The sequence below is a fragment of the Acinetobacter sp. 1207_04 genome, assembly GCF_052850415.1.
Window position 1 is genome coordinate 150162 of sequence record NZ_VXCQ01000007.1, and the last position, 26380, is coordinate 176541.

Sequence of the window (26380 nt, forward strand, 5' to 3'; positions counted from 1 at the left end):
TGATATTTTTTAAACAGTCATTGAAATAAAATTACTAATTTGATCAAAAAAGATACGTTTTTTTTATATTAACCTCTAGTCGAAATCTGTAGAGCTTGCTACATTTCTCTATAAATAATCATCATATTTTGGTGAATGGATTTAAATCATTTATTGGGGAGTCAAAATAGATATGACTGATGCAAATGACGATTATGATGATGACGCTACAGGTGGCGCTGTCGATGATGACGAAGCACAAGCTGCTGAAAAAGGTGCTGCTGCAAGTGACTCTACGGTAAGCGATTCTGATTTGGCAGAAGCAGAAACGCTAACAGTAACAGCAAAGCTCAAGCAACGTGCTGCATTGGAAGATGAAGTCGCTGCATTTTTAGCCCGTGGTGGACGCATTACAGAAGTGCCACCTGATGAGTCTGCAAAAGACTAATCGCTAATAACATGCAAGTGATTGCAAAAAGCACCGAAATTTCGGTGCTTTTTATTTTTAAATTTTAGATTGATTGGTATTGGCTTTAAATTTTATCAGTCAATTCCAAAGCTCGCTGATACGCCACTTTTTTCTTAATCCCAGTTAAATCTGCCGCCAATTGTGATGCCGCTTTAACCGATAAATCTTCAAGTAAACGTAATAATAATTTATCGAGTTTTTCCTGATCCATATCTTTTTCTTCAGGTGAACCACCAATCACCAAAACAATTTCACCTTTTTGTTGATGATGATCACTTTCAATAAAGCTCACTAATTCACCTAAGGTCATTTTCTTGATGGTCTCAAAAGTCTTGGTAATTTCACGAGCGAAACCAACAGGACGATCTGCACCAAAGACATTCGCCATATCTTTGACACTGTCTAAAATACGATGTGGTGCTTCATAAATAATCATGGTTTGCGTTTCATGTTTAAGTTTTTCTAATTGAATCAAACGCTGAGATTGTTTTGATGATAAAAAGCCTTCAAAACTAAAACGATCACTTGGCAAACCAACGGCACTAAGCGCTGCAATCGCGGCACATGCACCTGGAACAGGAGTTACACGAATGCCATGTTCTTGCGCTGCACGAACCAATTTAAAGCCAGGATCGCTAATCAATGGTGTTCCTGCATCACTAATCAGCGCAATATTTTTGCCACTTTTGAGTGTTTCAATCAGTATATCAATTTTGTTACTTTCATTATGATCATGACATGCAGTCAATGGCGTTGCGATATTATAATGCTTCATTAAATGTGCAGATTGGCGTGTGTCTTCTGCGGCAATAATCGTAACAGATTTTAAAACTTCAATTGCACGGTAAGTCATATCATCCATGTGCCCAATGGGGGTCGCAACGACAAATAATTGAGCACTCATGAGATTTCTCCGTGGGAAATAGTGAAAGATAAAAATTAGATCAAACTCGCATATCACGAATTTAGATGGTAGACCGAGTATTTTACCTGATTATCATGGTGAGATGGGTTCTCAATGGTGTTGGATATAGAGGTATTTTAATGATAAGAGTGACGAAGACAAAAAATATCAAAGAGCAACAAATAAATCAAAATGAAGTTGTTGTAAAGATCGCCTCAATTTCACACCAATTGGGACAATGGGGCGAGCAACAGACCGCATTTGAATTAAAACAAGCCGGTTTTGATATTATTGAGCAAAATTTTTATAGTCGTTATGGTGAAATTGATATTATTGCAATCAAACAGCAAGAGCTACTATTTGTTGAAGTAAAAGCACGAGCTAAAACACAAAGAGGTACTGCTGTTGAAGCTGTAACATGGACAAAACAGCAAAAAATGATCAAGACTGTTTTGTATTTTTTAGAGAAAAACCCTCAATTTCACGAGTTTTATTTACGTTTTGATATTTTTTGTTTTGATTTTCATCAAGTATTTGCAAAAAACGTACAGTATGACTTTTCCAAATACACGTATGATCTGCAATGGATAGAAAATGCATTTACAATGGACACAGAGTTTATTAATCTGTGATTAACGATTGAGCAGTTGTCTAAAAAACAAAGAGATATAGAATTGAAGGAGTCTTGCTGAGTGTTGAATAAAATAGTAATGACCATGCTTTGTGTTGTGAGTTTATCAGGTTGTGCCAGCTTTATTGCGGGTGGTACAGGTTCAGCACCTGTGGGTACGGACAGTGGTGTGAGATCTCTAGGACAAGTATTTATTGATTCTTCAATTGATCGTACGGCAAAAATTAATTTATATAAATTAGACAGTCGCTTTAAACAGTCACGTGTAAATATCAATAGTTTTCACAGTAATGTTTTACTGACAGGTCAGGTGCCTGATGCACATTTAAAACAACTTGCCGAGGACAATGTACGCTCAATGAGTGATGTAAAAACTGTACATAACTATATTACAGTTGGTGATCAAATTAGCTACAACACCATTATGCAAGACACGACTGTTACTGCAAATACACGTGGTTTAATTATGAAAGCGCCTATTGTTTCTGACAATAAGGTCATGATTCATACGGAAGATGGCGTGTTGTATGTGTTAGGTCGCTTAAATACGGCTGAATCGAATGATTTAAATGATGTACTACAAAAAATTGGCAATGTGACAAAAATCGTAACGCTCATTGATAATGTAGATGAGAATAATGCTAACCAAGCATCATCATTTGTATCGCCAACAGGGGGTGTACTTGCACAACCTATGATTCAGACCCCTGTAGCCATTGATCCTGATGCTGTTGAACCTGAAGCGAATGTCCAATAAGTTATGTTTAATCCAATACAGTATTTACAGCAACAGTTTGGTCAAAAGTATACGTATTTACGAGATGCTTATGAGGGATTTCGTATTTATGATTTCGGTAGTACCGCAATTAATCGTTTTACTCCAAGTAAAGGCTATCGGGTTCAGCATAACATTGCCTATGGATTAAAAGCACGTCAGCGCTTAGATTTGTATATTTCTGAGCAAGGACAAAATAGACCGCTGATTGTTTTTGTACATGGTGGTGCATGGTGTCATGGTGATAAACGAGATTATCGGTTTGTTGGTGAGGCATTTGCTCGTTTTGGTTATGATGTTGCCGTAATTAATTACCATCTCGCACCACAGCATAAGTTTCCACGTTATGTTGATGACTTGGCTTTGGCACTTGAGTTTCTCGATCAGCAACAACAAAAATTGGCTGTTTCAACTACGAAAATTGCCTTGATGGGGCACTCTGCAGGGGCGTTTAATATTACGTCCTTACTTTATAATCCACAGAATTTTGGAAGTCATGTTCGTCAAAAAATTAAAACCGTGATTGGTATCGCAGGGCCATACCATTTTGACTATAAAGGTGACCCATTGGCTGAACCTGCATTTGATCAGCAAGTGCCTTATCAACAAGTGATGCCATATTATTTTGTGGAAAAAAATGATATTCAGCACTATTTATTTTTGGCGGAAAATGACCAATTGGTGAAGCCAAAGAATAGCTATGATTTTCAACAGAAACTGCTAGAGCAGGGTAATCATTGCGTTGTCCGGATTATTCCAAAAACAGGGCATGTGTCGATTATGGGTAGTGTTTCGAGCATCTTTAGTCGTTTCTTTCAAACACGCTCTGCTGTGATCAAGGCACTTGATTCAGCAATGAAGAATGATTGAGTAGCGTGTTTTTTAAAAGACATCAGCCTTTAAAAAAACATGATTTAAACTTAGAGCCTTAAAATAAAAAAGATGTCTTAGCATCTTTTTTTATTACAATATTGATTTGCATAGATTCATATACTTAATCAGGCATTTGATTACCGTGAATGACATGCTGAATCATTGAATGTGCAATACTGCCTGCAAATGGAATTTCAGGAAGTTGGTCAAATTTGAAAAACTCTGCATCACTGATTTCTTCTTCCTGTAATACAATTTCACCGCTTTCATATTCTGCTTTAAATGCAAGCATTAGATTGCTTGGAAATGGCCAAGGTTGACTTGCCAAATACTGCACATTTTTAACTTTGATGCCGACTTCTTCTAAAGTTTCACGCTGTACAGCTTCTTCTAGCGTTTCACCGACTTCAACAAAACCTGCAATGAGACCATACATATTACTCGTATTTTTTGCATTTTTTGCGAGTAGGACTTCATCACCGCCACGCGTAATTACTGTGATAATACACGGTTGAACACGTGGGTATTGATGATAATTACAAGCAGGACAAACCATTGCATATTCAGTTGGATGGATTTCTGTCGTATGTCCGCAGTGACTACAAAATTTATGGTTACGACGCCATTCTAAAAGTTGTACAGCACGACTTGCAGATTCAAATTGGCTTTTCGTCCATTGACTGATGAGTTGTCGAATAGAAACCAATTGAAAGCCTTCAGGAATGCTTTCATCGGCACGTAAGTCACGGGCAATCACTTGATCACCCGCATTGAAAATCAAATCACTTGCTATTTTTTCAACTTGAGGCAGTTGAAAGTTCACATCGACTAATAATTGTTGGCGATGAAAAATATAGGCAAGTGAAAGTTCTGACATTTACGCCACCAATTTGAGTTGTTCACTGCCACGTAAAGCGACATCAAACATAGACTGAAGAACAGGTTGTTTATTTTGTAAATTATCAATCATCATATCTGCGCTCGCAAGAACATCTAAAATGATATTGATTTGTGCAGTATTAGGTACTTGCTCGCTTTGAAGCTGTTGCTGTAAAAATTCAGCACTTTGCATTAGAGCTTTATGACCTTCTTTTTGACCTAAAAATAATAATGCACCACTCACTTCTTTGAGTTGCGATGGAATTGTTTCTAAGTTGGCATTTTCAGTATCTTTGATTTGTGTCACCAAAGCTTGACTACTTAAATCGATTAGGACTTTTGACTCTGTTAAAAGCATATCATGTGCTTCATCAAGACGATCAAGTGAAATATTCATATTGTTGACACGGAGCTGTAAACGGCTAGAACTGTAATTACGCTCTAAAATACCAATAGAATTCATTGCCGACAAAATGCTATTCATCAACTGCTGAGCATAGTTCTCATTTTGGATCATATTGGACTGAGTCAGCAAATCAGCTTGTTGTTTTAATTCAATATAGGCTTCATTGAGATTTAAAACTTTAAATACATGAGCAAGATCAAGCAGTTTAGTTTTCAATTCTTGTGCTTTTTCTTCAGTCATATTCTGATAATTATATTCAATATCATTTCTGATTTGCGCCATTTCTTCAGTGACTAAACTACTTACACTGTGAATGGTATTTTGATCAGGACCATACAAATGGCGGCTAAACACTTGAAGTTGAGCATCTGACAATATGTCTTCACCGACATGAAGTTGTTCACGAATACTTTGTGAGGTTTCATCATCTTGGCTAATACAAAGACTGAGAACGTTCGCAACATCATTTAATGCTGGTGTGTAATGTGCTGTATCTTTAAAGAAATTCGCCATTTGCGTTTCAATAGAAATAAATGTTCTTAAACGTGCTTCATTTATAAACAATTCATCAATTTGATTAAATGCAACGTAAACCAAATTCCAATATTGCGCTGATGGGGTTGAAGTAGAAAGGTTGGCTAAATATGCACCGACCAATTTAATGCCTTGTAAATCAAGCTTTGTTTCAGTTTGCTTAAGTAAGTTCTTGAGGCTGATTTTGTAGAGTTTATGCACATAGTCTGATTTTTCGAGTTCAGGTGCTTGAGGTAAGTCAAATCCAGGGTTGATACAATCAAGTAGCGGAACAATGGCTTGACCTTCTTGGGTCAGCGGTTTGCCTAAACAGACTTCTAAGCGGTTCAGCGTATCAATTAAAAATTGTGGAACTTTAACTTCGCGTAAACTACTGAATTCGATATAACGCTTCAGCATGGTCGTACCTTCGCTCAGTGCAATCACATCCTGTGTTTGAATATCACGAGGGTCTTTCATGATTTTACGCATGAGCTCTGCGCAGTATGCTGTAATTTGCGCAAGGCTTGGCATATCAATTAACATGAGTACTTGAGCGCATTGTTCAAATTGAGCTAATGCATCATCAATCCCAAAAGGCAACGCTTGATCTTCGACCAAACTGCTGACCGCAGATTCAACCAATTGGATTGAATTGTCGACTTCCTTTTTAATTATTAATAATGCTGTCGGGTCAAAATGTATTGAGGTTTGGTAAGACATCGATCTGCACCTTTCCTAAGTCTTTAAATGTTCTGTTGTAGTCTCAAAATGAGACGGATTTGTTCTATGTTTTAATATAACTGAAGTCTGTAGCTTTTACAGAAGAAATACACAGTTAAAATAAATTTTATTTGGCAAAAAGGCAAGGTTCATGCTGTTTTTCTTGGAATTCTTTGATCCAGTTCTCATGTGCTTCAAGCTCTTCATTTGATGGTGTAATGACTGAAAGAGAAACATCAATATTTCTACGTTCACCTTGAAGCTCCATGTTATTTTGATTTGATGAGAGGGCATCAATGTCTAATAAAACCTGTCCACCTGTCATTGCAAGATAAACGTCAGCTAAAATTTCAGCATCGAGTAATGCACCATGGAACGTACGATCACGTTGTGGAATCTCATAACGACGCACTAAAGCATCTAATGAGTTTTTCTGTCCCGGATGTTTACTTTTCGCCATCGCAAGAGTGTCTGTGACTACACAAACCTCCGATAACGCCTGAAAACCACTACGTTTAAACTCCATGTCAAGGAAGTTCATATCGAAGGTTGCGTTATGCGCGATGATTTCTGCACCTTTTAAATAGTCAAATAAACCTTGTGCAATTTCATCATATTTTGGTTTATCTGTTAAAAACTCATCCGTAATACCATGGATTCGTTCAGAGTCACCGACTTCTTTTCCAGGATTGATATAAATATGAATTGAACTGCCTGTCAGCTTGCGATTGATCATTTCAATTGCACCGACCTCAATAATACGGTCAGTATCTTGAAAATAGAAACCTGTAGTTTCCGTATCTAAAATGAGTTGGCGAGTTCCTTGTAAATTTTTTGTCGCAGGGGTAATCACAATTTGCGGATGTAACTCGGTCATATTCTTTATTGTCGTTGTTGGTTGAATGTCAGTCATATTATGTTGAATGCTTGATGGGGGGGATTCTGTTGTTGCAGCGTGATTATTCATGGTATGGGTATGCGTAACACCATCAAATTCAATTGATGTATGTGTTTCTATTTCTATATTGGATAACTCTTCCTCAGGTTCGGATTCCATCAAATCGAAGCCGAAGGGATCGTCGAGTAACCAATCTTGTTCAGCTTTTTTTTTAGCGTCAACACTTGCTTGCTCAGATGGGACAGTTTCAATGCTTGAGACTAAGGTACTTGGTAAAATGGATTGTGTTAAACCACCTTTTTTCATTTGTTCTACGGTTTTTTCTACGCCTAAATTTGCCAATTGATCTGCCATTTCATTGCCTGGATGACCTGCATGACCTTTAATCCAATTCCATTCAATATCACGACCTTGGCAAGTTTGGTCTAACTTTTTCCAAAGATCGGGATTTTTAACATCTTTCCAATTTTTCTTTTTCCAACCTTGAATCCATTCGGTAATGCCACGTTTTACATAGTTAGAATCTGTCCATAAGATGAGTTTTGCGTTGGTCGGGCAAAATGCAATTCCTTCAATGGCTGCGGTCAACTCCATACGATTATTGGTAGTTTCAACTTCACCACCACACAATTTATGCTCTGCTGTTTCAGTAATGATATACGCACCCCACCCCCCTAAGCCAGGATTGCCTTTACATGCACCATCGACATAAAGCGTAATTGTTTCAGACATAGTTTGGACCAACGAATTAAATTTAAGAGTTGAACATCGGGGTTGAAGAATTTATTGTATACGCAAATCGGCGATTTCAGTGCCCGATCTCGGTTTTTTTTAATTTCTTGTAACATTTATATGCAAATTGCATGCACTTCGTGCCTTGTTTGTATTGGGTGCTCAATTAAAATGGCTTTTATAAAATAATTTACTATGCGTTGTTCGGAATCCTGTATGTCTAAACCAACCACAGCAGTGTGGCAGCCCTCTGCTCCAAATATTTTCAAATTTTCGCTTTTAACGTCTGCATTGGCAGCATTAGGTTTAGCGACAGGTTGTTCCTCAACCCCAAATACAGGCAAAGTCCAATCTTCCAAACAGTTAGGAATGTTGGATGCCAATAGTTTAGATTCACTTGAAGACTTACTTTCTGCAACCGATATGCGTGCAGTAGAGGGTGATCGTCTCTTGATTTTAAAACATGGTGATGTGTGGAAGCGCATGACAGTGGGTTTTAAAATGGATGAAAATCGTTGGGATTCTCGTATTGAAGCACAGCGTAGTTGGTTTATTTCACGTCAGCCTTATATCGATCGTTTAAGCGCACGAGCGAGTCGTTATTTGTATCACACGGTAAAAGAAGCAGAGCGTCGTGGTTTACCGACTGAGCTGGCATTACTCCCAGTCATTGAAAGTTCATATGATCCAGCTGCAACGAGTAGTGCAGCGGCTGCAGGGATGTGGCAGTTTATTCCCAGTACAGGAAAGATTTACGGCTTAAAACAAAATACGGCTTATGATGGTCGCCGTGATGTTGTTGAATCAACACGTGCAGCCTATGAGTTTTTAGGTAGTTTATACAATCAGTTTGGTTCATGGGAGCTGGCACTTGCGGCTTATAATGCGGGACCAGGACGAATTCAACAGGCGATTAACCGAAATCAAGCGGCAGGTTTGCCAACTGATTATTGGTCTTTAAAATTACCGCAAGAAACCATGAATTATGTACCACGTTTCTTGGCAGTTGCACAAATTATTAAAACACCCTCAAATTATGGGGTGAGTTTACCACCTATTGCTAACCGTCCGCATTTCCGTGAAGTAGCAGTTGCACCAGGATCATCCCTAAATCAGATTGCTGCGAGTGTTGGTTTAAGCCGTGCTGAGTTGTATCAATTAAATCCTGGTCATCGTGGTGAAGTGGTCGATGCATCAAGCACAATGCGTATTTTAATTCCTGCTGATGTTAATCCTTCAGTCGATGCAAAATTACGTACATTGTCCGCATCATCAGGAGGATTGTGGGCAACGTCTGTACCTACAGCGACCACGCAGTCATCAAACACATTGACACAAACAATTACGCCTTCAAAAATGACACCTCCGTCATTGAACTCATCAACGACAGCTAGTGTGACGACACGCCCTGCGACAACAACAGCCCCAACCAACCCAATAACAACAAACGCCATTACAACATTAAAAAATACCCCTCAGGGTGCTAATGCTTTAGCAAATTTTGCATCTAATGCTGATATTCCGAGCGCGCCACGTATTCCTGTTGCTGTAACGCAAGCTAAAAATATTCAACCGGTGAGAGTTGAGCCGCCGATTTCAAGTCAAGAAATAAAGCAAATTCAGGAAGCTGTTAAAGCTGAAGGCTTGAAAGAGTCTGTTAAACAAGTTCTTGAACCGCAGCCAACTCAAGCTGAAAGAGAAGCGGTGGTACGTGAACTGACAGCACTTGCACCACAAGGTACAGAAGTCGTTGATCCTGCTGATGGCAAAATTAAGCTCACAGCAATTCAAACAAGTCAGTCGGTTGCACAGCAAAAAGGTCAGGAAGTTACAGTTGGTTTTGCTTACCCGAAAGGTTTAGCAGAAGCAAATGTAGTAACACCTGAAGAAGCGAAGCTAAATCAAGGTAAAACGTTCACTAAAACAGATAGTGATGTAGTTGTCGTACCACCAAAAGGAAAACGTAGTACTTATATTGTTTTACCTGGAGATACTTTAGCAACTATTGCATTAAAAAATGGTGTGAACTGGCGTGATGTTGCCAAATGGAACCAAGTCGATCCAAGTACAACACTGTATGTGGGAACAACGCTATATTTATATGATGCAAAACCACAAGTAGATACTTCGGAAGTCATTAAAAAAGTTGATCCGAAGTTAAGCTCTTATGTGGTTAAACCCAATGATAGTCTGACAGGCGTTGCTGAGCAATTTGGCTTAAGTGTTTCTGATTTAGCCAATATGAATAACTTGACAGTTACAAGTAACTTATTGGTTGGGCAGAAGTTAAATCTTATTGCATCTGCTAAAAAAGCAGAGCCGACAAAAGCTCAGACAAATGAGACACATTCGACTAAACAAGCAGCTAAAATTAAGACCAAAACTTATACCGTACAACGTGGTGAATATTTAAAACTCATCGCAGATCGTTATGCATTGTCTAATCAAGAACTTGCTGACTTAACATCGGGATTATCTGCAAACAGTAGCTTGATGGTTGGGCAAAAAATTAATGTTCCTTTAAATGAGGTCGCGAAAGACAGTACAGCTAAACTTGAATCTAAAGTGGTCGATCAGACCAAGTTTAAAGATGTCAAAGCCGATAGCGAATATAAAACCACACAGCTCAAAACGGAAAGTTATAAAGTTCAAAGTGGTGACACGCTTTCAAGTATTGCGATGCAGTCTAAAATGACATTATCTGAACTTGCCGATTTAAATAATCTATCAACCTCTAAAGGTTTGATGGCGGGTCAAACACTCAAAATTCCGGCAGGAAGTGTAATGCCTGACAGTTATACCGTGCAGTCGGGTGATAGTCTGATTGCGGTAGCGGCAAAGTATAATTTGTCTGTAAGTCAAGTTGCCGATTGGAATAATATCAATACCAATGCGGGTTTATTTGTTGGGCAGAAGCTTAAATTGAATGATGATGGTCATTCTAAAACAGTAGCGAAACAGGAAAAAGTTACACAAGATAAGACGACACAAGACAGTACAAAACAAGATAAAGCGAAGCAAGAAAAACTGAGCGATATTTATGTGGTGAAATCTGGTGATACACTTGCAAGTGTGGCGAAAAAGTATCATTTACAGTTAAATTTTCTCGCTGACTTAAATGGTCTATCTCGTACAGCTCAAATTCAGGTTGGGCAACGCCTTAAAACTGATGGGGAATTACCCAATAAATCCGCAGTGGCTAAAGACAAAGAGGAAGTAATAACCAATGCAAAAAGTAGTTCAAAAGTTGCAGGTAAAAATACTGAAGCGTATACAGTAAAAGCGGGAGATTCACTGAATGCTATTGCGAGTCGTACGGGAATACCTGTTCAGCAACTTGCACAGTTGAATGACCTGAATGCAAAAGCAGGGTTACAGCGTGGACAGCAAATTTTAGTACCAAAAACGGTGACTGAATATAAAGTTCGTAGTGGTGACTCACTGATCCGTCTTGCTTCAAAATATAATATGGATGTGAGTACTTTGGCTGAAATGAATGATTTGAAGCCAAATTCACCTTTACGTTTAGGCGCAGTAATTAAAGTTCCGAATTGAGTGAATGATCTATTCACAACATCTGAAATAAAGCTCAAAATACAGCGCATTTGAAATGCGCTGTATTTGTTTATATAAGGAAAAGGAAACCCAGTTGATGCAAATGTGTGGTTTAAGGCAACAGGATGTTAAATATATGCTAGGTATATTCCTTGCACTATTAAGTCCATTGACATGGTCAGCTGTGCAGACTATGCCTTATATTGCCACGCACACGCAGCCGAAATATACACATCTTAAAGTTATGCCTTATGCCAATGCGACTGCGCCCAAAGGTGGAGCACTGAGCCGAGCGAGTCAGGGAACTTTTGACAATTTAAACAGTATGAATGGGCGAGGTACTGAAACGCAGGGTGTTAATTATTTATTTGATACTTTGATGGATCCATCATTAGATGAACCGGGTGTTTTGTACCCGCTATTGGCGGAGCGTGTAACTTTTGATGTCAATCAACCTAAAGACATTATTTTTCATTTAAATCCTCAAGCACGTTTTAGTAATAGCATGGCATTGACGGCTGAAGATGTGAAGTATACTTTTGATTTATATCAGCAAAAATCGAATTTGGGTTTGCAGATGTATTTATCTGACTTAGTGAAAACCGAAGTCATCTCAAAATATACAGTGAAAATGACTTTTAAAAATAATAAAAATGTTGAAATGCCGCGGATTGTTGCGACTTTGCCAATTTATTCGAGTGCAGAGTGGAAAAAACGTGATTTTAGTAAAGCGACTTTGCAACCGATTTTAGGTTCAGGACCTTATGTGATAGATCGTATTGATGCTGGGCGCAGTATTCGCTATAAGCGTAACCCTAATTATTGGGGGCGTACTTTGCCAGTCAATATGGGTCGCTATAATTTCGATACATTGACTTATGTGTATTATCGTAATAACGAGGTTGCCTTTGAGGGATTTAAATCGGGGCAATATACTTTGCATGAAGAGTTATTTACACGAACGTGGGTCACAGGCTACAACTTTCCTGCGGTAACAGCAGGCATGGTAAAAAAAATAGCAATCAAAACAGCCAAACCTGTCGCAACGCAGACTTTTGTGATGAATAATCGTCGCAGTCCATTCAATGATATTCATTTTCGTCAGGCAATCAGTTATGCCTATGATTTTGAATGGATGAATAAGGCGTTGTTTTATGGTCAATATCAAAGGTTACAAAGTTATTTTCAAAATAGTGAATTAGCAGCAACAGGTACGCCTAGCCCTACTGAAATGTTATTTTTAAAACCTATTTTGCCTCGCCTGAATCCTGTACAGCGTCAGGCTGTACTTGCAGAATGGAAAGCGCCTGTAAGTGATGCAAGTGGTTTTAACCGTAAAAACTTACTTGAAGCTCGACAGATTTTGCTTAAGGCAGGTTATCGTTATCACAATGGATTATTACTCGACCTGAAAAATAAACCCATTCGTATCGAATTTTTACTTGATCCTGAAAAACCGCAACAGAGTGTTATTCCATTTGTACGCAATTTGAAGAAGTTAGGAATTTCAGTCAGTATTCGTCAGGTTGATGTCCCTCAATATTTGGAAAGGAAACGTAAAGCCGATTTTGATATGACCATGAATGAAATGCCACAATCGTTGACGCCTGGTAATGAGCAGATGCAGATGTGGGGCAGTCATGCTGCAAATGAGGTCGGTAATTACAATTATGCAGGTATTCGCAATGCTGTAATTGATCAAGCAATACAAGAGGTGATTGATGCACCGAATCGGCAACAATTGATTATTCAAACTAAAATTCTCGATCGTTTGTTACGTTCGGGCTATTATCAAATTCTCACTGGGGCAAAAGATAAGACATGGTTGGCGTATTGGAATATCTATCAGCAACCAAGTCGGCAAGCGCGACTGTCTATTGGGCTTGATTATTGGTGGGTCGATGCGATGCAGGCTCAAAAAGTGAGCCGTTATCTGCGTAAACCATAAATTAAGTCAGCTATACGTTGAATCTATCATCAGGTGATGTCTTGATACGAAACCATGCAAAGTAGGTCATTATGAGTCAATATATTTTAAAAAGACTACTGTTGATTATTCCGACATTGTTGGCAATATTATTGATTAATTTTGTGGTGATTCAAATTGCACCCGGTGGACCTGTGGAGCAAGCTGTTCATCAGGCTGAAAATTTTCAAGGAATGGCACAACAAGGTACTTTGAGTGGTATCAGTGATAGCCATTATCGTGGTGGGCAGGGGTTAAGTGATGACATGATCGCTAAAATTGAAGCGCAATATGGCTTCGATAAACCGATGCATGAACGCTTTTGGCTGATGTTAAAAGGCTACATGCATTTTGATTTTGGTACGAGTTTTTTTAAGGATAAAACGGTCACGGCATTGATTATGGAGAAAATGCCTGTGACCATATCGCTTGGACTGTGGAGTACCTTGCTGATTTATCTGATTTCTATTCCACTTGGTATTCGTAAAGCACGCTTACATGGTACGGTATTTGATCGTACAACATCTTTACTGCTTGCAGTGGGCTATGCAGTGCCGGTCTTTGTCTTTGCGGTCTTACTGATTGTATTTTTTGCAGGTGGATCATATTTTCAATGGTTTCCGCTACAGGGTTTAGTCTCTGAAAATTTTGCATCCCTAAGCTTGATTGGAAAAATTACCGATTACTTTTGGCATATGGCTTTACCATTGTTGACGATGTTGTTGGGCGGTTTTGCTAGCTTAACGTATTTGACCAAATACTCATTTATAGAAGAAATGCATAAGCCTTATGTGGTGTCTGCGCGCGCAAAAGGCTTGTCTGAAAATCGTGTGTTGTATGGGCATGTCTTTCGCAATGCAATGCTCGTTGTCATCGCAGGTTTACCCGAAGCTTTAGTGGGTATTTTTTTGATGGGCAATGTTTTTATTGAAATTATTTTTAATCTTGATGGCATAGGTTTGCTCGGTTTTGAGGCGATTCAACAACGAGATTATCCAGTCATTTTTGGTATTTTATTTATTTTTACTCTGGTTGGTTTGTTACTTCGTTTAGTGGGTGATGTGCTGTATCAAATTATTGATCCACGCATTAGCTTTGATCTTTGGGGTGCAAAATAATGTCACCTTTAATGAGCGCTCGATTTCAAAGATTTCGACAGCATAAATTAGGTTTTGGTTGTTTTATCCTATTTATGTTGATTTTTATTGCCACATTGGCTGTGCAATGGATCGCTAATGATAAGCCGATTTTGATTAAATATGATCAGCAGTATTATTTTCCGATTGTTAAAGCTTACCCTGAAACAACATTTGATGGGGTTTTTGAAACTGAAGCTGATTATAAAGATCCTGCTGTACAACAACTCGTTGAAGCCAAAGGTTGGATGATATGGCCACTGATTCCATACGCAGATCAAACGCCTAATTTGGCACTCGATGTACCTGTACCTTCTGCACCATCAGCACAAAATTGGCTCGGTACAGATGATCAAGGACGAGATGTTTTGGCGCGTTTACTCTACGGTTTGCGTGTGTCTTTGCTCTTTGGTTTAGGTTTGACCTTACTTGCCTCTTTGATTGGAATCTGTGTCGGTGCAATTCAAGGCTATTATGGAGGATGGGTCGATCTGATTGGGCAGCGTATTATTGAAGTTTGGGGTGGCTTGCCGACACTGTTTATGGTCATGGTTTTGGTGAGTATTTTGACCCCCAACGTGTATTGGCTTTTTGTGATTATGTTGCTTTTCGGATGGTCATCCTTAGTTGGTTTGGTACGTGCCGAATTTTTACGGGCACGTCATTTGGATTATGTTCGTGCAGCACGAGCGCTCGGTGTACGTGACCACGTGATTATGTTTCGGCATATTTTACCCAACGCCATGAGTTCGGCATTATCACAAATTCCATTTATGTTGACTGCAAATATTACAGCACTAACGGCGCTTGATTTTCTTGGTTATGGCTTACCACCGGGTTCAGCATCAATTGGTGAGTTATTGCTACAAGGAAAAAATAATTTAAATGCACCGTGGCTAGCATTGTCTGGATTTTTTACTTTGGCTTTGGTGCTTTCTTTACTCATTTATATTGGAGAGGCAGCACGAGATGCATTCGATCCACGACAACACTAAAACAAATCAAGTGAGTACACCAAATGCTGAACCAATCAAAGAAAAACTCTTATCAGTTGAGCATTTAAGTATTCAATATCAACAACAAATGTTGGTACAGAACCTAAATTTTGATTTGCATAGTAATGAAATATTAGCCATTGTAGGAGAAAGTGGTTCAGGAAAATCATTAACGGCTTTGGCGATGCTGAATTTATTGCCGAATGGCTTGAAAGCCTCGGGAAAGATTAATTATCACAATCTAGATTTAAATCAAAGTCAAAGTTCAAATAAAGATCTAGTCCAGGATGTTTTACAGCTGAATGATGTTGAGCTTAGACAACTTCGCGGTCAAAGAATTGCAATGATTTTTCAAGAGCCGATGACAGCACTCAATCCATTGCATCGTGTAGAGAAAATTGTCGGTGAAGTACTAATATTATCGGGTTTAACACAAGAACAGGCACGCAAAAAGTCAGTTGCATTGTTGCAAGATGTTGGACTTGAAGATGCTGGATTTCTATTGAAACGTTATCCGCATGAATTGTCAGGTGGTGAGCGTCAGCGTGTGATGATTGCGGCGGCATTGGCAACTGAACCTGACATTATTATTGCAGATGAGCCGACGACGGCTTTAGATGTAACCTCACAAGCACATGTATTGAATTTATTGCAATTGTTGGTATTGAACAAAAAAATGGCATTGATTTTGATTAGCCATGATTTGAATCTTGTTCATCGATATGCCAATCATGTCATTGTGATGCATCAAGGTGTTATTGAAGAACAAGGTTCAGTTCAGCACATTTTTCAGCATGCAAAATCGGACTATACACAACACTTACTTGATCATGATTATGGACTACCTAATGCATTACCCGAAAATGCAGAACGTATCCTGACTTTAGAAAAGGTTGGGGTTAGATTTCCAATAAAGACAGGTTTACTCAATCGGATCAAAGATTATGTGGTTGCTGTAGAGCCACTCAACTTACGCCTAAAGCAAGGTGAAAGTGTTGGCATTGTGGGTGAAAGTGGTGCAGGAAAATCATCACTTGCCTTGGCTGTAGCACGTTTGATTGAAAGTTCAGGTCAGATTTATTTAGTCAATCAAGATTTGAATAAACTTAAAGAGCGTAAATTACGTCCTTTACGTGCCGATTTTCAAATTGTGTTTCAAGATCCATTTTCAAGTTTAAATCCTCGCATGAATGTGGAACAGTTAATTGCAGAAGGTTTAGCATTACGTAATCCAAAAATGCAGGATGTTGATGCGCAGATTGATGATGTTTTGCAACGTGTAGAGCTTTCAACAGCATTTCGTTTGCGTTATCCCAGTGAATTGTCGGGTGGGCAAAGACAGCGTGTGGCATTGGCTCGGGCATTGGTCTTAAAGCCGAAGTTACTTATTTTAGATGAGCCAACCTCGGCATTGGATCAAAGTACGCAAGGTTCAATGATTCGTCTATTGAGAAAATTACAACTGCAAGACCAAATGAGTTATTTGTTGATTAGCCATGATTTACATGTTGTACGTGCCTTGTGTCAGAAAGTCATGGTATTACGTGATGCGGAAGTGGTGGAGTTTCAAGACACGGAATCGTTATTTGAAAAGCCTTTACATGAATATACGCAACGATTGATTAAAGCGAGTCTCTATTAATACTGCACTTTTCAATTTGACAAACAGTATTGTCAACTTTAAACTCAGTACGAAATTAGGTAGAGTAAAAACTCTAAAAGGAAGCCAGAATAATGAATCGAATTGCTGAACCCTTAAAAATTAAAAATACCACATTCAAAAACCGAATCATTAAAGGTGCAATGAGTGAGGCACTTGCCAACCAAGCAGGACAACCGAACCATTTGCATTTGGGATTGTATGAGGCATGGGCAAAAGGCGGTTTAGGTTGTGCGATTACAGGCAATGTGATGGTTGACTACCGTGCTAAAAATGAGCCAGGTGTAGTCGTCATCGAAACGGAGCGTGATCTTGTAAAGCTTAAAGAATGGGCAGATATCGGTAAGAAATATGGCATGGTGCAATTAATTCAATTGTCACATCCAGGTCGCCAGTGTCCTAAAGGGTTAAATAAAGAAACAGTTGCACCTTCTGCTGTGCCTTTTAGTCCATTGTTGGCAACAACCTTTGCCACGCCTCGTGAGTTGCGTGAGGATGAAATTCTCGACATTATTCAGCGTTTTGCAACGTCTGCGGTGATTTGTGAGAAAGCAGGTTTTGAAGGTATTCAATTGCATGGTGCGCATGGTTATTTGATTAGTGAGTTTTTATCACCGTTGACGAATAAGCGAAATGATCAATGGGGTGGTTCAATTGAAAACCGTATGCGTTTTTTATTGGAAATCTATAAAGCAGTCCGTGCGGAAACTTCAGATAATTTTATTATTTCAGTAAAATTGAACTCTGCCGATTTCCAACGTGGTGGTATTACAGAAGAAGAAGTCGTTGAGGTGTTTAAAGCGATTGATACTGCTGGTATTGATCTCATTGAAATTTCAGGTGGTACTTATGAAGCACCTGCAATGGCAGGTGCAAAAGCTGAAAAACGTAAGCAAAGTAGTATTGCTCGTGAAGCATACTTCCTCGACTTTGCTGAAAAAATTCGTAAAGAAGTGAAGTGCCATTTGATGGTGACAGGCGGTTTCCGTACTGTTGTAGGTATGAATGCTGCTTTGGATAGTGGGGCGTGCGAGTTTATTGGTATTGCACGACCATTGGCTGTAGAAACGGATTTAACAGATCGTCTCATTGCAGGGCAAGATGTGCGTTATGCTGTGGAACAGATTAAAACAGGTATTACTTTTGTCGATAAAATGGCGATTATGGAAATTATTTGGTATGCAGCACAATTTAAAGCCATTGGTGAAGGTAAAAAGCCAAATCCAAAATTATCACCATTTAAAGTATTTTTAGGTTATGCAAAAAATAATGTGAAGGCAGTGATTCAGGGGCGTGTGAACTCTCGTAAATCGGCTTAAGCTTAATTGCCAAGCTGTTTGAATTACTTTGATGTGATTTGCCAGTAATTTTGAAATAGATCAGTAGACCATTGTCCTTTTTGTAGCGATGCTTGAAAGGCAGGTCTGCTTTTTATTTGCTGTAAATAATTTACGAGTGCAGGGTAATGTGCAAAGTCAGGGTAGGCGTAAGCACTTGCTTGTAGTGGAAACCATAAGAGAATATCTGCATAAGTAAAATCTTCTCCCGTGAGCCAAATTTGATTTTTGGCATGGTTTTTTTCTAAGTGTGTATTGAGTATTTGCAACTGTGTTTGAATTTCAGGATTTAAATAACCTTTGTTGAATGCAGCTTTAAAGGCAATACTGACAAAGCGAACAAGCCAAGGTGTTTGCTGAGCTATTTGGCTAAATACTTGTTTGAGGGCAAGATTGGGCATAAAGCTTGCATCAGCATAATGTTGATAAAAACAAAAGTTCCAATAGTCTTGTTGGTTGGGATAGATAATGAGCTTCTGTTGTTTTTGACATAAGTATTCAGCGATTGCACTCGTTTCAGTAAGTCTAAGTTGATTTTGTGCATCATTATCTTGTATCAGGAGTGTTGGAAATTTTAACGGTTGTCCATTTTCATTTTTCGTATGCGTAGAATGGATTTCAAGTTGATAATCAAGTTGTAATTCTTCAAGCAGCCAAACGATACGTTGTGAGCGAGAGTTTGGGTGGTGATGTAACTTGAGTTTCATTGTATTTTTATTCTGTAAGCTATTTAGTTTTGATCATAAAGTATATTGTATGAGAAAAATAGAAAATGTAAGTCAATAGAATTGCATGTTGATCATGCAAATGAATAAAATATAAATCAATAATACATAAAAAAGCCTGAGTCACAATGCTCAGGCTTTTTTGTTGAATTAAAAAATAAATTTCAATTCTGAATGTGGCGTCCCTACGGGGATTCGAACCCCGGTTACCGCCGTGAAAGGGCGATGTCCTAGGCCTCTAGACGATAGGGACAATAGAGTGAGGCACTATCTGAAACTTTTATACCAATTAAATTGGCGTCCCTACGGGGATTCGAACCCCGGTTACCGCCGTGAAAGGGCGATGTCCTAGGCCTCTAGACGATAGGGACGTTTCAGAGGTGGGCGTATATTAGGGTGAATATGGGGATGTGTCAAACCTTTTTCTGAGCCAAAATAGGAAATATCGTTCAGATGTTTAAAAAAGTAGCAAAAAATAGATAATCGTTTAAAAATAAAACGTTATTTGGGGGGTGGGTTTAAAAATAATTCTAAAATATTTTGAATGACTGCAGGGTGTTGCAGATAGCCTGTAATTTTATGTGGTGAATTTACAAAAGTTGAAATTGAGGTGTTAATAATTTCGGGATTAAAATTAAAAGGTTCGTTGATTAATGGGAATGTTGTTAAAAAATCATCGGGTGAATAAAAATTATGCCAATCACCATTTAAACTTGTTGGTCTTGTAATTGGTTGCATCAATTTTGATTGAATCACCTTAAAAGCTAGTGGTGAACCTAGGGTGATAAATCGTTGTATACAATATTCAGCATTGAGTTGTTGCAAGAGATTGTATGCAATGACTGTCCCTAGTGAGTGTGAAACGATAATATATTCTTCGCCTTTTTCTAAGCAGGCTAAAATGCGTTGATGTACTTCATTCATAAATTCAGTATTTGCTAAATATAAATAGGTTTCTATTAAAAACTTATGAATTAAGCTTTCATGTAATTTTGGGAAATTATTAAGAATTAAAGAAAACTCTTTTAAGGCTTTGTCTTTTACGAGTTGTGAGCCTAGATATAGGCGTGTAGAGAGTTTTAAATTTTGATTTGGGGTGAAGTAGGGCAGTATTGGAATACGAGTTGATTGTGTAACGACACTTGGTTGGGCTTGTACGCACTTGTGTAAGTGGAATTTTAAGAGAGATTTGGGTAAGAAGGCATCTAAATCAAAAGTGTTGCTCAATTGGTGTTCAGTGATTAAGTCGGCATAAAAAGGTAACGCAATATCTAAGTTTTCAATTTTTACGGGGAGATGGAGTTCATTAATACCAAGTTTAAAAATATCAAGCCAATGTTGCTTTAAGCTTTCAGCATTATAGGTTTGTTGATTCATACCATGAATAAAAATAATTTTCATTGTAATGCTTAAATATTCTTATATAGATGATTCTAATTTAAGGATTTTATTGAAAATATGCTGTATCAGAATGTAAAAAAGTGTAGCGAAGGGCTACACTTTTTAAGAAAAATATGGCGTGTTTCAATTGGCTTAGCTTTGATCTTTTGCTTTATAGAATACAGCATAGCTGGTATAGCACAGCGTAATAAAGATCAGACAACTGATGAAACCTGCCCACATTTCAGGATCAAATACCATACTGATACAGGTGATCAAACAGAAGAAGAAACCGAGTATAGGTACTATTGGAAACAGTGGAGCGGCAAAACCTAACTCAGCAGTTGTATGTCCCTCTTTATACCATTGGCGGCGGAAGTTGAATTGGCTGAGACAGATACTCATCCATACAATTACCATGGTAAATGCAGCAACACCCAGTAAGTTTTTGAAAATCAATTCAGGTGAAAATTGTTCTGAAAGTAGCCCAGGTAATGCACCCATCATGGTGACCATTACAGCAACATAAGGAATACCACGTTTGTTGACTTTTGCGAATACTGCAGGTAATTGTTTTTTGTTGGAGAGTGCCCACATCATGCGTGATGCTGCAAATAACCCTGAGTTGGCAGCAGACAGAAGTGCGGTGATAATCACAAAACGAATAATATCTACTGCATACGGAATACCAATATGGTTAAACACGGTCACGAAAGGACTGCTACTAACACCGTGAGCATCTAATCCTGCCATGTTATGTGGCAGTAATGCACTGATGACGATGATTGTACCGACAAAGAAAATCAATAAACGCCAAATGGCTGTGTTGATGGCTTTAGGGACATTTTTAGCAGGATCTTCGGTTTCACCTGCTGCAACGCCAATTAGCTCAGTTCCTGAAAAGGCAAAGTTGACAATCAGCATGGTGGTGAAAATAGGAATTAAGCCGTTGGGAAACCAACCTGAAGCAGTCAAGTTGCTAAAGAGTGGTGCAGATTCATAACCTTGATAATTGATGATACCGAAAATAGCCAATAAGCCTAAAATGATAAAGGCAATGACAGTAATGACCTTGACCAATGCAAGCCAAAATTCAGACTCGGCAAACCATCGGGTTGAGCTCATATTTAAGCCAAAGACTACCGCTGCAAAGATAATTGTCCATAGCCACATGGAAATATCAGGAAACCATTCTTGCATGAGTAGTGCAGCAGCAGTAAATTCTGTGCCTAATGTTGCAGCCCAAGTGAGCCAATAGAGCCAAGTGATTGTATAGCCAGTGCCTGGACCAATGTATTTGTTGGCATAGCTACCAAAAGAGCCTGATTCGGGCATGTGTACCGCAAGTTCACCTAAACAAAGCATGACCATGTAAGCAATGATGCCACCAAGGATATAGGAAATGATTGCGCCAACAGGACCAGTTTGAGCAATGACTTCACCAGAACCTAAAAACAAGCCTGTACCAATAGCACCGCCGAGTGAGATCATCACCAAATGACGAGTACTCATTGCACGTTTTAACGGTGCAGAGGAAGATGACTGTACAGCATCCTGCTGAGAGTGTGGAGATTGCATAATAAGAAAGTTAACAACGTGAAGCGGGTTATTGTAGTGATATTATGAAATAGTGCAATTGAGAAATGATGGAAATAAAATTGAGGATGATTTTTATAATAAAGATAAAGCAGAATATGGCGTCCCTACGGGGATTCGAACCCCGGTTACCGCCGTGAAAGGGCGATGTCCTAGGCCTCTAGACGATAGGGACGTTTAGAAGATGGCGCTATAATATGGATATTTAATGGGGCTGTCAAACAAGAAATTGGATTTTTTATAGCATTGTGAATCGATTGGATGAAAAATAGCAAATTAAGATAAAAAGAACATAATTTTTATAGAAAACAGGGGCAAATATTTACCCCTGAATAATTGAATAGACGTTCTACGCACAGTTTTTAACGTATCTGTATTTGATCTTTATAAATCTTCAAATTATTTTTTAGGATGATATAACCAATAGTAACTTGCATAACAGGCTGCCATAAAGATTAAGCAACCAATGAAACCTGAAAGCATTTCAGGGTCTGCAGCCATACTTAACCCCGTAACTGTACAGGCAACAAAGCCGAGAATGGGCACAAGTGGGAATAATGGTGTTTTAAATTTCAATTCGGCAAGAGTATGACCTTCACGCAACCATTTACGTCGGAAATTAAATTGACTCCAGCAAATACTCATCCACACAATGACCATGGTGAATGCTGCAACACCCAGTAGATTTTTAAAGATCACATCTGCGCCAAATTGTTCAGAGAGTAATCCTGGTAAACCACCAATCATGGTTACTAAAATAGCAATAACAGGGGTACCTGATTTGGTCAATTTAGAGAAAACGCGGGGTAATTGTTTTTGAACTGAGAGTGCCCACATCATGCGTGATGCAGCATAAAGCCCTGAGTTTGCAGTAGAAAGTAATGCCGTGATAATTACAAAACGAATAATATCTTCTGCATAAGGAATACCAATTAGATTAAAAACAGAAACAAATGGACTGCTACTTAAACCGCTGCCATGTGAGGCATTGAGTCCCGCATCTTGGTAGGGAAGTAAAGCACTAATGACAATAATAGTGCCGACAAAGAAAATCATCAAACGCCATACCGCAGCATGAATTGCTTTAGGTACATTCTTTTCAGGATTTTCGGTTTCACCTGCGGCAATCCCAATCATTTCTGTGCCATTAAATGCAAAATTAACAATTAACATAGTGGCAAAAATTGGAAATAAACCGTTGGGAAACCAACCATGCGAAGTCAAATTGCTGAACAGTGGTGCAGAGGTGTAGCCTTCAAAACCAACGAATCCAAAAATAGCAGCAAGTCCAAGCAGGATAAAGATCAGCACCGTACTGACTTTGACAAAAGATAGCCAAAATTCAGATTCGGCAAAAAAACGAGTTGATGATAGATTGGAAACCAATACTGCAATAATAAAAACGAGTGTCCATAGCCAAATAGACGTGCTTGGAAACCATTCCTGCATCAGTAAAGCGGCTGCGGTAAACTCCGTACCGAGGGTCGCTGACCATCCTAACCAATACATCCACGACACCATATAACCTGTGCCTGGTCCAATATTCTTAGTCGCAAATGCACCAAATGAACCGGTAACAGGATTATTTACAGCCAGTTCACCGAGGCACAGCATCACCATATAGGCGATTAGACCACCAATAATATAGGAAATAATGGCACCGATCGGGCCTGCCTGAGAGATCACTTGACCTGAGCTAAGAAATAGCCCTGTACCAATGGCACCACCGAGGGACAGCATAATTAAATGCCGTTTAGTCATTGTTCTTTTCAGATGGACTGATGTTCCATCAGCAGGATGATGCTGAGATGGCTGTGAAGATTGCATAATGATGATGGCGATAATTTTAAAATTGTATTTTAGAATATAATGTGAAAATTCACAAAATACTTCACAAATACATTTGAATATTTTATCAATGTATGAGAAATCAGAATAAAACTTGAAAATGCATTTTAAATCGAACAGTATTTGTTAGACTGCTCATAAGTGAATTGTTGGAATAGCACGTGTTGCCATTTAAACTTTGGGTCGATGCAGATGCATTGCCAAAAATTCTTCGTGAGGTGATTATTCGTGCCTCAGATCGCTATCAATTGGAAGTGACCTTTGTTGCTAATCAACCTGTTGGAATTACACCATCAATACGGATTAATTCTTTACAAGTCATGCAAGGTTCAGATCAGGCAGACAAAGAAATTATTGAGCGTATGAAAGCGAATGACATTGTCATGACGCAAGATATTCCGCTTGCGGCTCAAGTGATTGAGAAAGGTGGGATCGCGATTCATCCTCGTGGTGAAATCTATACTGAAGCCAATATTAAAGCGCGTTTGCATTTGCGTGATTTTATGGAAACGCTTCGTGGTGCAGGTGTGCAAACTGGTGGACCACCACCGATTTCTGAACGTGATAAACGTGAATTTTCAAGTAGTCTTGATCAGACCATTATGAAGCAGAAACGTAAAACAGCGTAATGTTCGTTGTGGATTTTTTTCAAAGAGCCATTCACCAATTAATGTATATGTAAGAAACAACAGCATCGTTTTGATGTTGTTTTTGTCATTGGAAATAAAATGTCTGCGCAAAATCCTGTTTCACAAAGTAATATCATGCTGACTTATGGTTTGTTGGTGTTTATTTGGGCAACAACGCCACTTGCTATTGTGTGGAGTGTGCAAGATTTACATTTAATGTGGGCATTGGTCATTCGATTTTTTCTTGCATTACCTATTGCACTTGCCTTGCTGTGGTTGCTAAAAATTCATTTTCCCTTCGATAAAGTCGCGTTACATAGTTATGTAGCGGGTTCTTTTAGTCTAATGGGTTCGCAATTTTTTACTTACCTTGCAACCAATTATTTAAGCTCAGGCATTATTGCGTTGATGTTTGGTTTGTCACCTATTATGGCGGGTTTAATTGGACGTTTTGGCTTTCAGCAAAAACTACACCGCTTGCAATGGTTCGGCATGTCCGTATCTGTTTGCGGTCTTGCTGTGATTTGTATGAGTAGTGGTGCAGGACAGCATGTACATCCGATTGGAATCGCTTTAATGCTAATGAGTGTATTTACCTATTGTTTGTCGATTTTTTGGGTGAAAAAAGTCAATGCAACAGTTGAGCCTATGGCGCAAGCAACAGGTTCAATTTTAGTATCAACAGGGGTTGCAATCGCATTATTGCCCTTTATTTGGCAGTATGCTCCGACGCATATTCCTGAAACCAAATCATTACTTGCACTGCTTTATACGGTGATTATGGCATCTCTAATTGCGATGTTCTGTTATTTTAAGCTGGTACAAAATATTAAAGCGACGACATTATCATTGACCACAGTGATGACACCTATGTTGGCGATGTTATTTGGTTCAATGTTAAATAATGAAAAACCATCTGCGATGGTATTTGTTGGAGCAGGTATTTTGTTGTCAGGTTTATTTTTATATTTTTATAAAGACTTTAAAGCGAATCGAATATTGGCCGAAAAGTTAAAACATATAGATCATCAGTCATGATGTTGATTATAGCGTTAAGATTATACAGAACGAATGGATACTTGAAATAGTCCATTTTTCATACCATTCGTTCTGCTATTTTTATTTAAAATAATTAAATTGTTTATAAATGAATTTGTTGTGCTTATTTTTTAATCACACCTTCAAATAATAAGCTCAACTTGTTTCAATTTGTTGATTTTTAATGCATTGTGATAATTTCACCTTATCCTGTGGATGAAGTGTAACAAAGTATGCACCAATTCGATAACTCCCTTCATGATGAGGTTCAGAATAAGCGACTTGCGCAATGGCAGCAATATGAAAAAAGTTTTCAGGATGGCTGAGTGTGACGTGTAAATAAGCGCCTTGTTTGACAGATGTATTGCTGTGAAAACTAAAACCACTCTCTGAAAAATTTACATGTTGAGGACTAGGTAACATACTTTGTACAATCGAATCGTACAAAGAACCAGTGATGAGGTTTAATTTTTGATTAAATAAGGATAATATTCGAGCAATTTGTTGATCTTTTTCACTTAATTGTTCCAATTCGTATTGAATCGCATGATCAAATTGATCTAATTCTGCAAGTAGTAGAAAATAGCGCGGTAATACAAAATTAGGATCGTATGGATCGTTAAGTGCAACTTCCTCAGCAATGACCTGATAGTTGATTCTTAATGCAGCATCGATTCGAGACATAACACGACGCTCGTTTCCATCATTTTGATGCTGTAACGTTTCCATAAAA

Annotated in this window: 21 protein-coding genes and 3 tRNA genes; 12 read left to right on the plus strand and 12 right to left on the minus strand. The window is 38.5% G+C overall.

The window, feature by feature from the left end:
• Nucleotides 1-172: 172 nt before the first annotated feature.
• Complete coding sequence (locus FW754_RS08370) at nt 173-427, plus strand: hypothetical protein (RefSeq protein WP_409511039.1); 255 nt, start codon at nt 173-175, stop codon at nt 425-427.
• A gap of 85 nt (nt 428-512) precedes the next feature.
• Here the strand turns inward: FW754_RS08370 and rsmI are convergent, their stop codons facing one another.
• The gene (gene rsmI / locus FW754_RS08375) at nt 513-1352 is read right to left on the minus strand and encodes a 16S rRNA (cytidine(1402)-2'-O)-methyltransferase (protein ID WP_409511040.1); all 840 of its coding nucleotides are present in this window, start codon (nt 1350-1352) and stop codon (nt 513-515) included.
• A gap of 218 nt (nt 1353-1570) precedes the next feature.
• On the opposite strand from rsmI, the gene FW754_RS08380 reads away from it, so the two are divergent.
• The 3 genes from FW754_RS08380 to FW754_RS08390 are packed head-to-tail and all read left to right on the plus strand — an operon-like array spanning nt 1571 to nt 3628.
• A complete protein-coding gene (locus FW754_RS08380; RefSeq protein ID WP_409511083.1) occupies nt 1571-1984 on the plus strand; it encodes a YraN family protein in 414 nt (137 codons plus the stop codon).
• Between the two features lie 60 nt (nt 1985-2044).
• Nucleotides 2045-2740, plus strand: a complete 696-nt coding sequence (locus FW754_RS08385) for a BON domain-containing protein (RefSeq protein ID WP_409511041.1) — start codon at nt 2045-2047, stop codon at nt 2738-2740.
• Nucleotides 2741-2743: 3 nt separating this feature from the next.
• Nucleotides 2744-3628, plus strand: coding sequence for an alpha/beta hydrolase (locus FW754_RS08390; protein WP_446324370.1), 885 nt, complete (start codon nt 2744-2746; stop codon nt 3626-3628).
• Between the two features lie 124 nt (nt 3629-3752).
• Here the strand turns inward: FW754_RS08390 and nudC are convergent, their stop codons facing one another.
• The 3 genes from nudC to dnaQ form a co-directional block, all read right to left on the minus strand.
• Complete coding sequence (gene nudC / locus FW754_RS08395) at nt 3753-4508, minus strand: NAD(+) diphosphatase (RefSeq protein WP_409511043.1); 756 nt, start codon at nt 4506-4508, stop codon at nt 3753-3755.
• Complete coding sequence (locus FW754_RS08400; protein ID WP_446324371.1) at nt 4509-6152, minus strand: chemotaxis protein; 1644 nt, start codon at nt 6150-6152, stop codon at nt 4509-4511.
• Between the two features lie 127 nt (nt 6153-6279).
• On the minus strand, nt 6280-7782 hold the full coding sequence (gene dnaQ / locus FW754_RS08405) for a DNA polymerase III subunit epsilon (protein WP_446324372.1): 1503 nt from the start codon (nt 7780-7782) through the stop codon (nt 6280-6282).
• A gap of 216 nt (nt 7783-7998) precedes the next feature.
• Between dnaQ and FW754_RS08410 the strand changes: the two genes are divergently transcribed.
• The 6 genes from FW754_RS08410 (at nt 7999) to FW754_RS08435 (ending at nt 18413) form a co-directional block, all read left to right on the plus strand.
• On the plus strand, nt 7999-11337 hold the full coding sequence (locus FW754_RS08410) for a LysM peptidoglycan-binding domain-containing protein (RefSeq protein WP_446324373.1): 3339 nt from the start codon (nt 7999-8001) through the stop codon (nt 11335-11337).
• A 136-nt stretch (nt 11338-11473) separates the two neighbouring features.
• Entirely contained in the window at nt 11474-13285 is a 1812-nt protein-coding gene (locus FW754_RS08415) for an extracellular solute-binding protein (RefSeq protein WP_446324374.1), read from the plus strand.
• A gap of 71 nt (nt 13286-13356) precedes the next feature.
• A complete protein-coding gene (locus tag FW754_RS08420; protein WP_446324375.1) occupies nt 13357-14421 on the plus strand; it encodes a microcin C ABC transporter permease YejB in 1065 nt (354 codons plus the stop codon).
• Nucleotides 14421-15434, plus strand: a complete 1014-nt coding sequence (locus FW754_RS08425) for an ABC transporter permease (protein WP_419347957.1) — start codon at nt 14421-14423, stop codon at nt 15432-15434. Before FW754_RS08420 ends, FW754_RS08425 begins: the two co-directional genes overlap by 1 nt.
• Nucleotides 15409-17076: an ATP-binding cassette domain-containing protein gene (locus FW754_RS08430; protein ID WP_446324376.1), complete on the plus strand. Its 1668-nt coding sequence runs from the start codon at nt 15409-15411 to the stop codon at nt 17074-17076. Before FW754_RS08425 ends, FW754_RS08430 begins: the two co-directional genes overlap by 26 nt.
• Nucleotides 17077-17168: 92 nt before the next feature.
• Nucleotides 17169-18413 (plus strand): NADH:flavin oxidoreductase/NADH oxidase family protein, encoded by a 1245-nt coding sequence (locus FW754_RS08435; protein ID WP_446324377.1) that lies wholly within the window; start codon nt 17169-17171, stop codon nt 18411-18413.
• 23 nt (nt 18414-18436) lie between these two features.
• Here the strand turns inward: FW754_RS08435 and FW754_RS08440 are convergent, their stop codons facing one another.
• The 7 genes from FW754_RS08440 to FW754_RS08470 all read right to left on the minus strand — a co-directional run bounded on the left by FW754_RS08440 (nt 18437) and on the right by FW754_RS08470 (nt 23959).
• Nucleotides 18437-19138: a glutathione S-transferase gene (locus FW754_RS08440; protein WP_446324378.1), complete on the minus strand. Its 702-nt coding sequence runs from the start codon at nt 19136-19138 to the stop codon at nt 18437-18439.
• A 195-nt stretch (nt 19139-19333) separates the two neighbouring features.
• Nucleotides 19334-19409 (minus strand) — tRNA-Glu (locus FW754_RS08445).
• 42 nt (nt 19410-19451) lie between these two features.
• Nucleotides 19452-19527 (minus strand) — tRNA-Glu (locus tag FW754_RS08450).
• 130 nt (nt 19528-19657) lie between these two features.
• Nucleotides 19658-20557, minus strand: coding sequence for a hypothetical protein (locus FW754_RS08455; protein ID WP_446324379.1), 900 nt, complete (start codon nt 20555-20557; stop codon nt 19658-19660).
• Between the two features lie 132 nt (nt 20558-20689).
• Complete coding sequence (locus tag FW754_RS08460; protein WP_419347969.1) at nt 20690-22114, minus strand: amino acid permease; 1425 nt, start codon at nt 22112-22114, stop codon at nt 20690-20692.
• Nucleotides 22115-22231: 117 nt separating this feature from the next.
• A tRNA-Glu gene (locus FW754_RS08465) sits at nt 22232-22307 on the minus strand.
• 224 nt (nt 22308-22531) lie between these two features.
• Entirely contained in the window at nt 22532-23959 is a 1428-nt protein-coding gene (locus FW754_RS08470) for an amino acid permease (RefSeq protein ID WP_409511054.1), read from the minus strand.
• Nucleotides 23960-24141: 182 nt separating this feature from the next.
• Here FW754_RS08470 and FW754_RS08475 point away from each other — a divergent pair, with 182 nt between their 5' ends.
• Nucleotides 24142-24609 (plus strand): YaiI/YqxD family protein, encoded by a 468-nt coding sequence (locus tag FW754_RS08475; RefSeq protein ID WP_409511055.1) that lies wholly within the window; start codon nt 24142-24144, stop codon nt 24607-24609.
• A gap of 99 nt (nt 24610-24708) precedes the next feature.
• Complete coding sequence (locus tag FW754_RS08480; protein WP_446324380.1) at nt 24709-25647, plus strand: DMT family transporter; 939 nt, start codon at nt 24709-24711, stop codon at nt 25645-25647.
• Between the two features lie 156 nt (nt 25648-25803).
• Here the strand turns inward: FW754_RS08480 and FW754_RS08485 are convergent, their stop codons facing one another.
• Nucleotides 25804-26376: a PilZ domain-containing protein gene (locus FW754_RS08485; RefSeq protein ID WP_409511057.1), complete on the minus strand. Its 573-nt coding sequence runs from the start codon at nt 26374-26376 to the stop codon at nt 25804-25806.
• Nucleotides 26377-26380: the final 4 nt, after the last annotated feature.

What these genes read in the sequence shown, in the direction of transcription:
- FW754_RS08370 (WP_409511039.1), top strand. Translation starts at nt 173, where the DNA reads ATGACTGATGCAAATGACGATTATGATGATGACGCTACAGGTGGCGCT.
- rsmI (WP_409511040.1), bottom strand. Translation starts at nt 1,352, where the DNA reads ATGAGTGCTCAATTATTTGTCGTTGCGACCCCCATTGGGCACATGGAT.
- FW754_RS08390 (WP_446324370.1), top strand. Translation starts at nt 2,744, where the DNA reads ATGTTTAATCCAATACAGTATTTACAGCAACAGTTTGGTCAAAAGTAT.
- nudC (WP_409511043.1), bottom strand. Translation starts at nt 4,508, where the DNA reads ATGTCAGAACTTTCACTTGCCTATATTTTTCATCGCCAACAATTATTA.
- FW754_RS08400 (WP_446324371.1), bottom strand. Translation starts at nt 6,152, where the DNA reads ATGTCTTACCAAACCTCAATACATTTTGACCCGACAGCATTATTAATA.
- dnaQ (WP_446324372.1), bottom strand. Translation starts at nt 7,782, where the DNA reads ATGTCTGAAACAATTACGCTTTATGTCGATGGTGCATGTAAAGGCAAT.
- FW754_RS08410 (WP_446324373.1), top strand. Translation starts at nt 7,999, where the DNA reads ATGTCTAAACCAACCACAGCAGTGTGGCAGCCCTCTGCTCCAAATATT.
- FW754_RS08415 (WP_446324374.1), top strand. Translation starts at nt 11,474, where the DNA reads ATGCTAGGTATATTCCTTGCACTATTAAGTCCATTGACATGGTCAGCT.
- FW754_RS08420 (WP_446324375.1), top strand. Translation starts at nt 13,357, where the DNA reads ATGAGTCAATATATTTTAAAAAGACTACTGTTGATTATTCCGACATTG.
- FW754_RS08425 (WP_419347957.1), top strand. Translation starts at nt 14,421, where the DNA reads ATGTCACCTTTAATGAGCGCTCGATTTCAAAGATTTCGACAGCATAAA.
- FW754_RS08430 (WP_446324376.1), top strand. Translation starts at nt 15,409, where the DNA reads ATGCATTCGATCCACGACAACACTAAAACAAATCAAGTGAGTACACCA.
- FW754_RS08435 (WP_446324377.1), top strand. Translation starts at nt 17,169, where the DNA reads ATGAATCGAATTGCTGAACCCTTAAAAATTAAAAATACCACATTCAAA.
- FW754_RS08440 (WP_446324378.1), bottom strand. Translation starts at nt 19,138, where the DNA reads ATGAAACTCAAGTTACATCACCACCCAAACTCTCGCTCACAACGTATC.
- FW754_RS08455 (WP_446324379.1), bottom strand. Translation starts at nt 20,557, where the DNA reads ATGAAAATTATTTTTATTCATGGTATGAATCAACAAACCTATAATGCT.
- FW754_RS08460 (WP_419347969.1), bottom strand. Translation starts at nt 22,114, where the DNA reads ATGCAATCTCCACACTCTCAGCAGGATGCTGTACAGTCATCTTCCTCT.
- FW754_RS08470 (WP_409511054.1), bottom strand. Translation starts at nt 23,959, where the DNA reads ATGCAATCTTCACAGCCATCTCAGCATCATCCTGCTGATGGAACATCA.
- FW754_RS08480 (WP_446324380.1), top strand. Translation starts at nt 24,709, where the DNA reads ATGTCTGCGCAAAATCCTGTTTCACAAAGTAATATCATGCTGACTTAT.
- FW754_RS08485 (WP_409511057.1), bottom strand. Translation starts at nt 26,376, where the DNA reads ATGGAAACGTTACAGCATCAAAATGATGGAAACGAGCGTCGTGTTATG.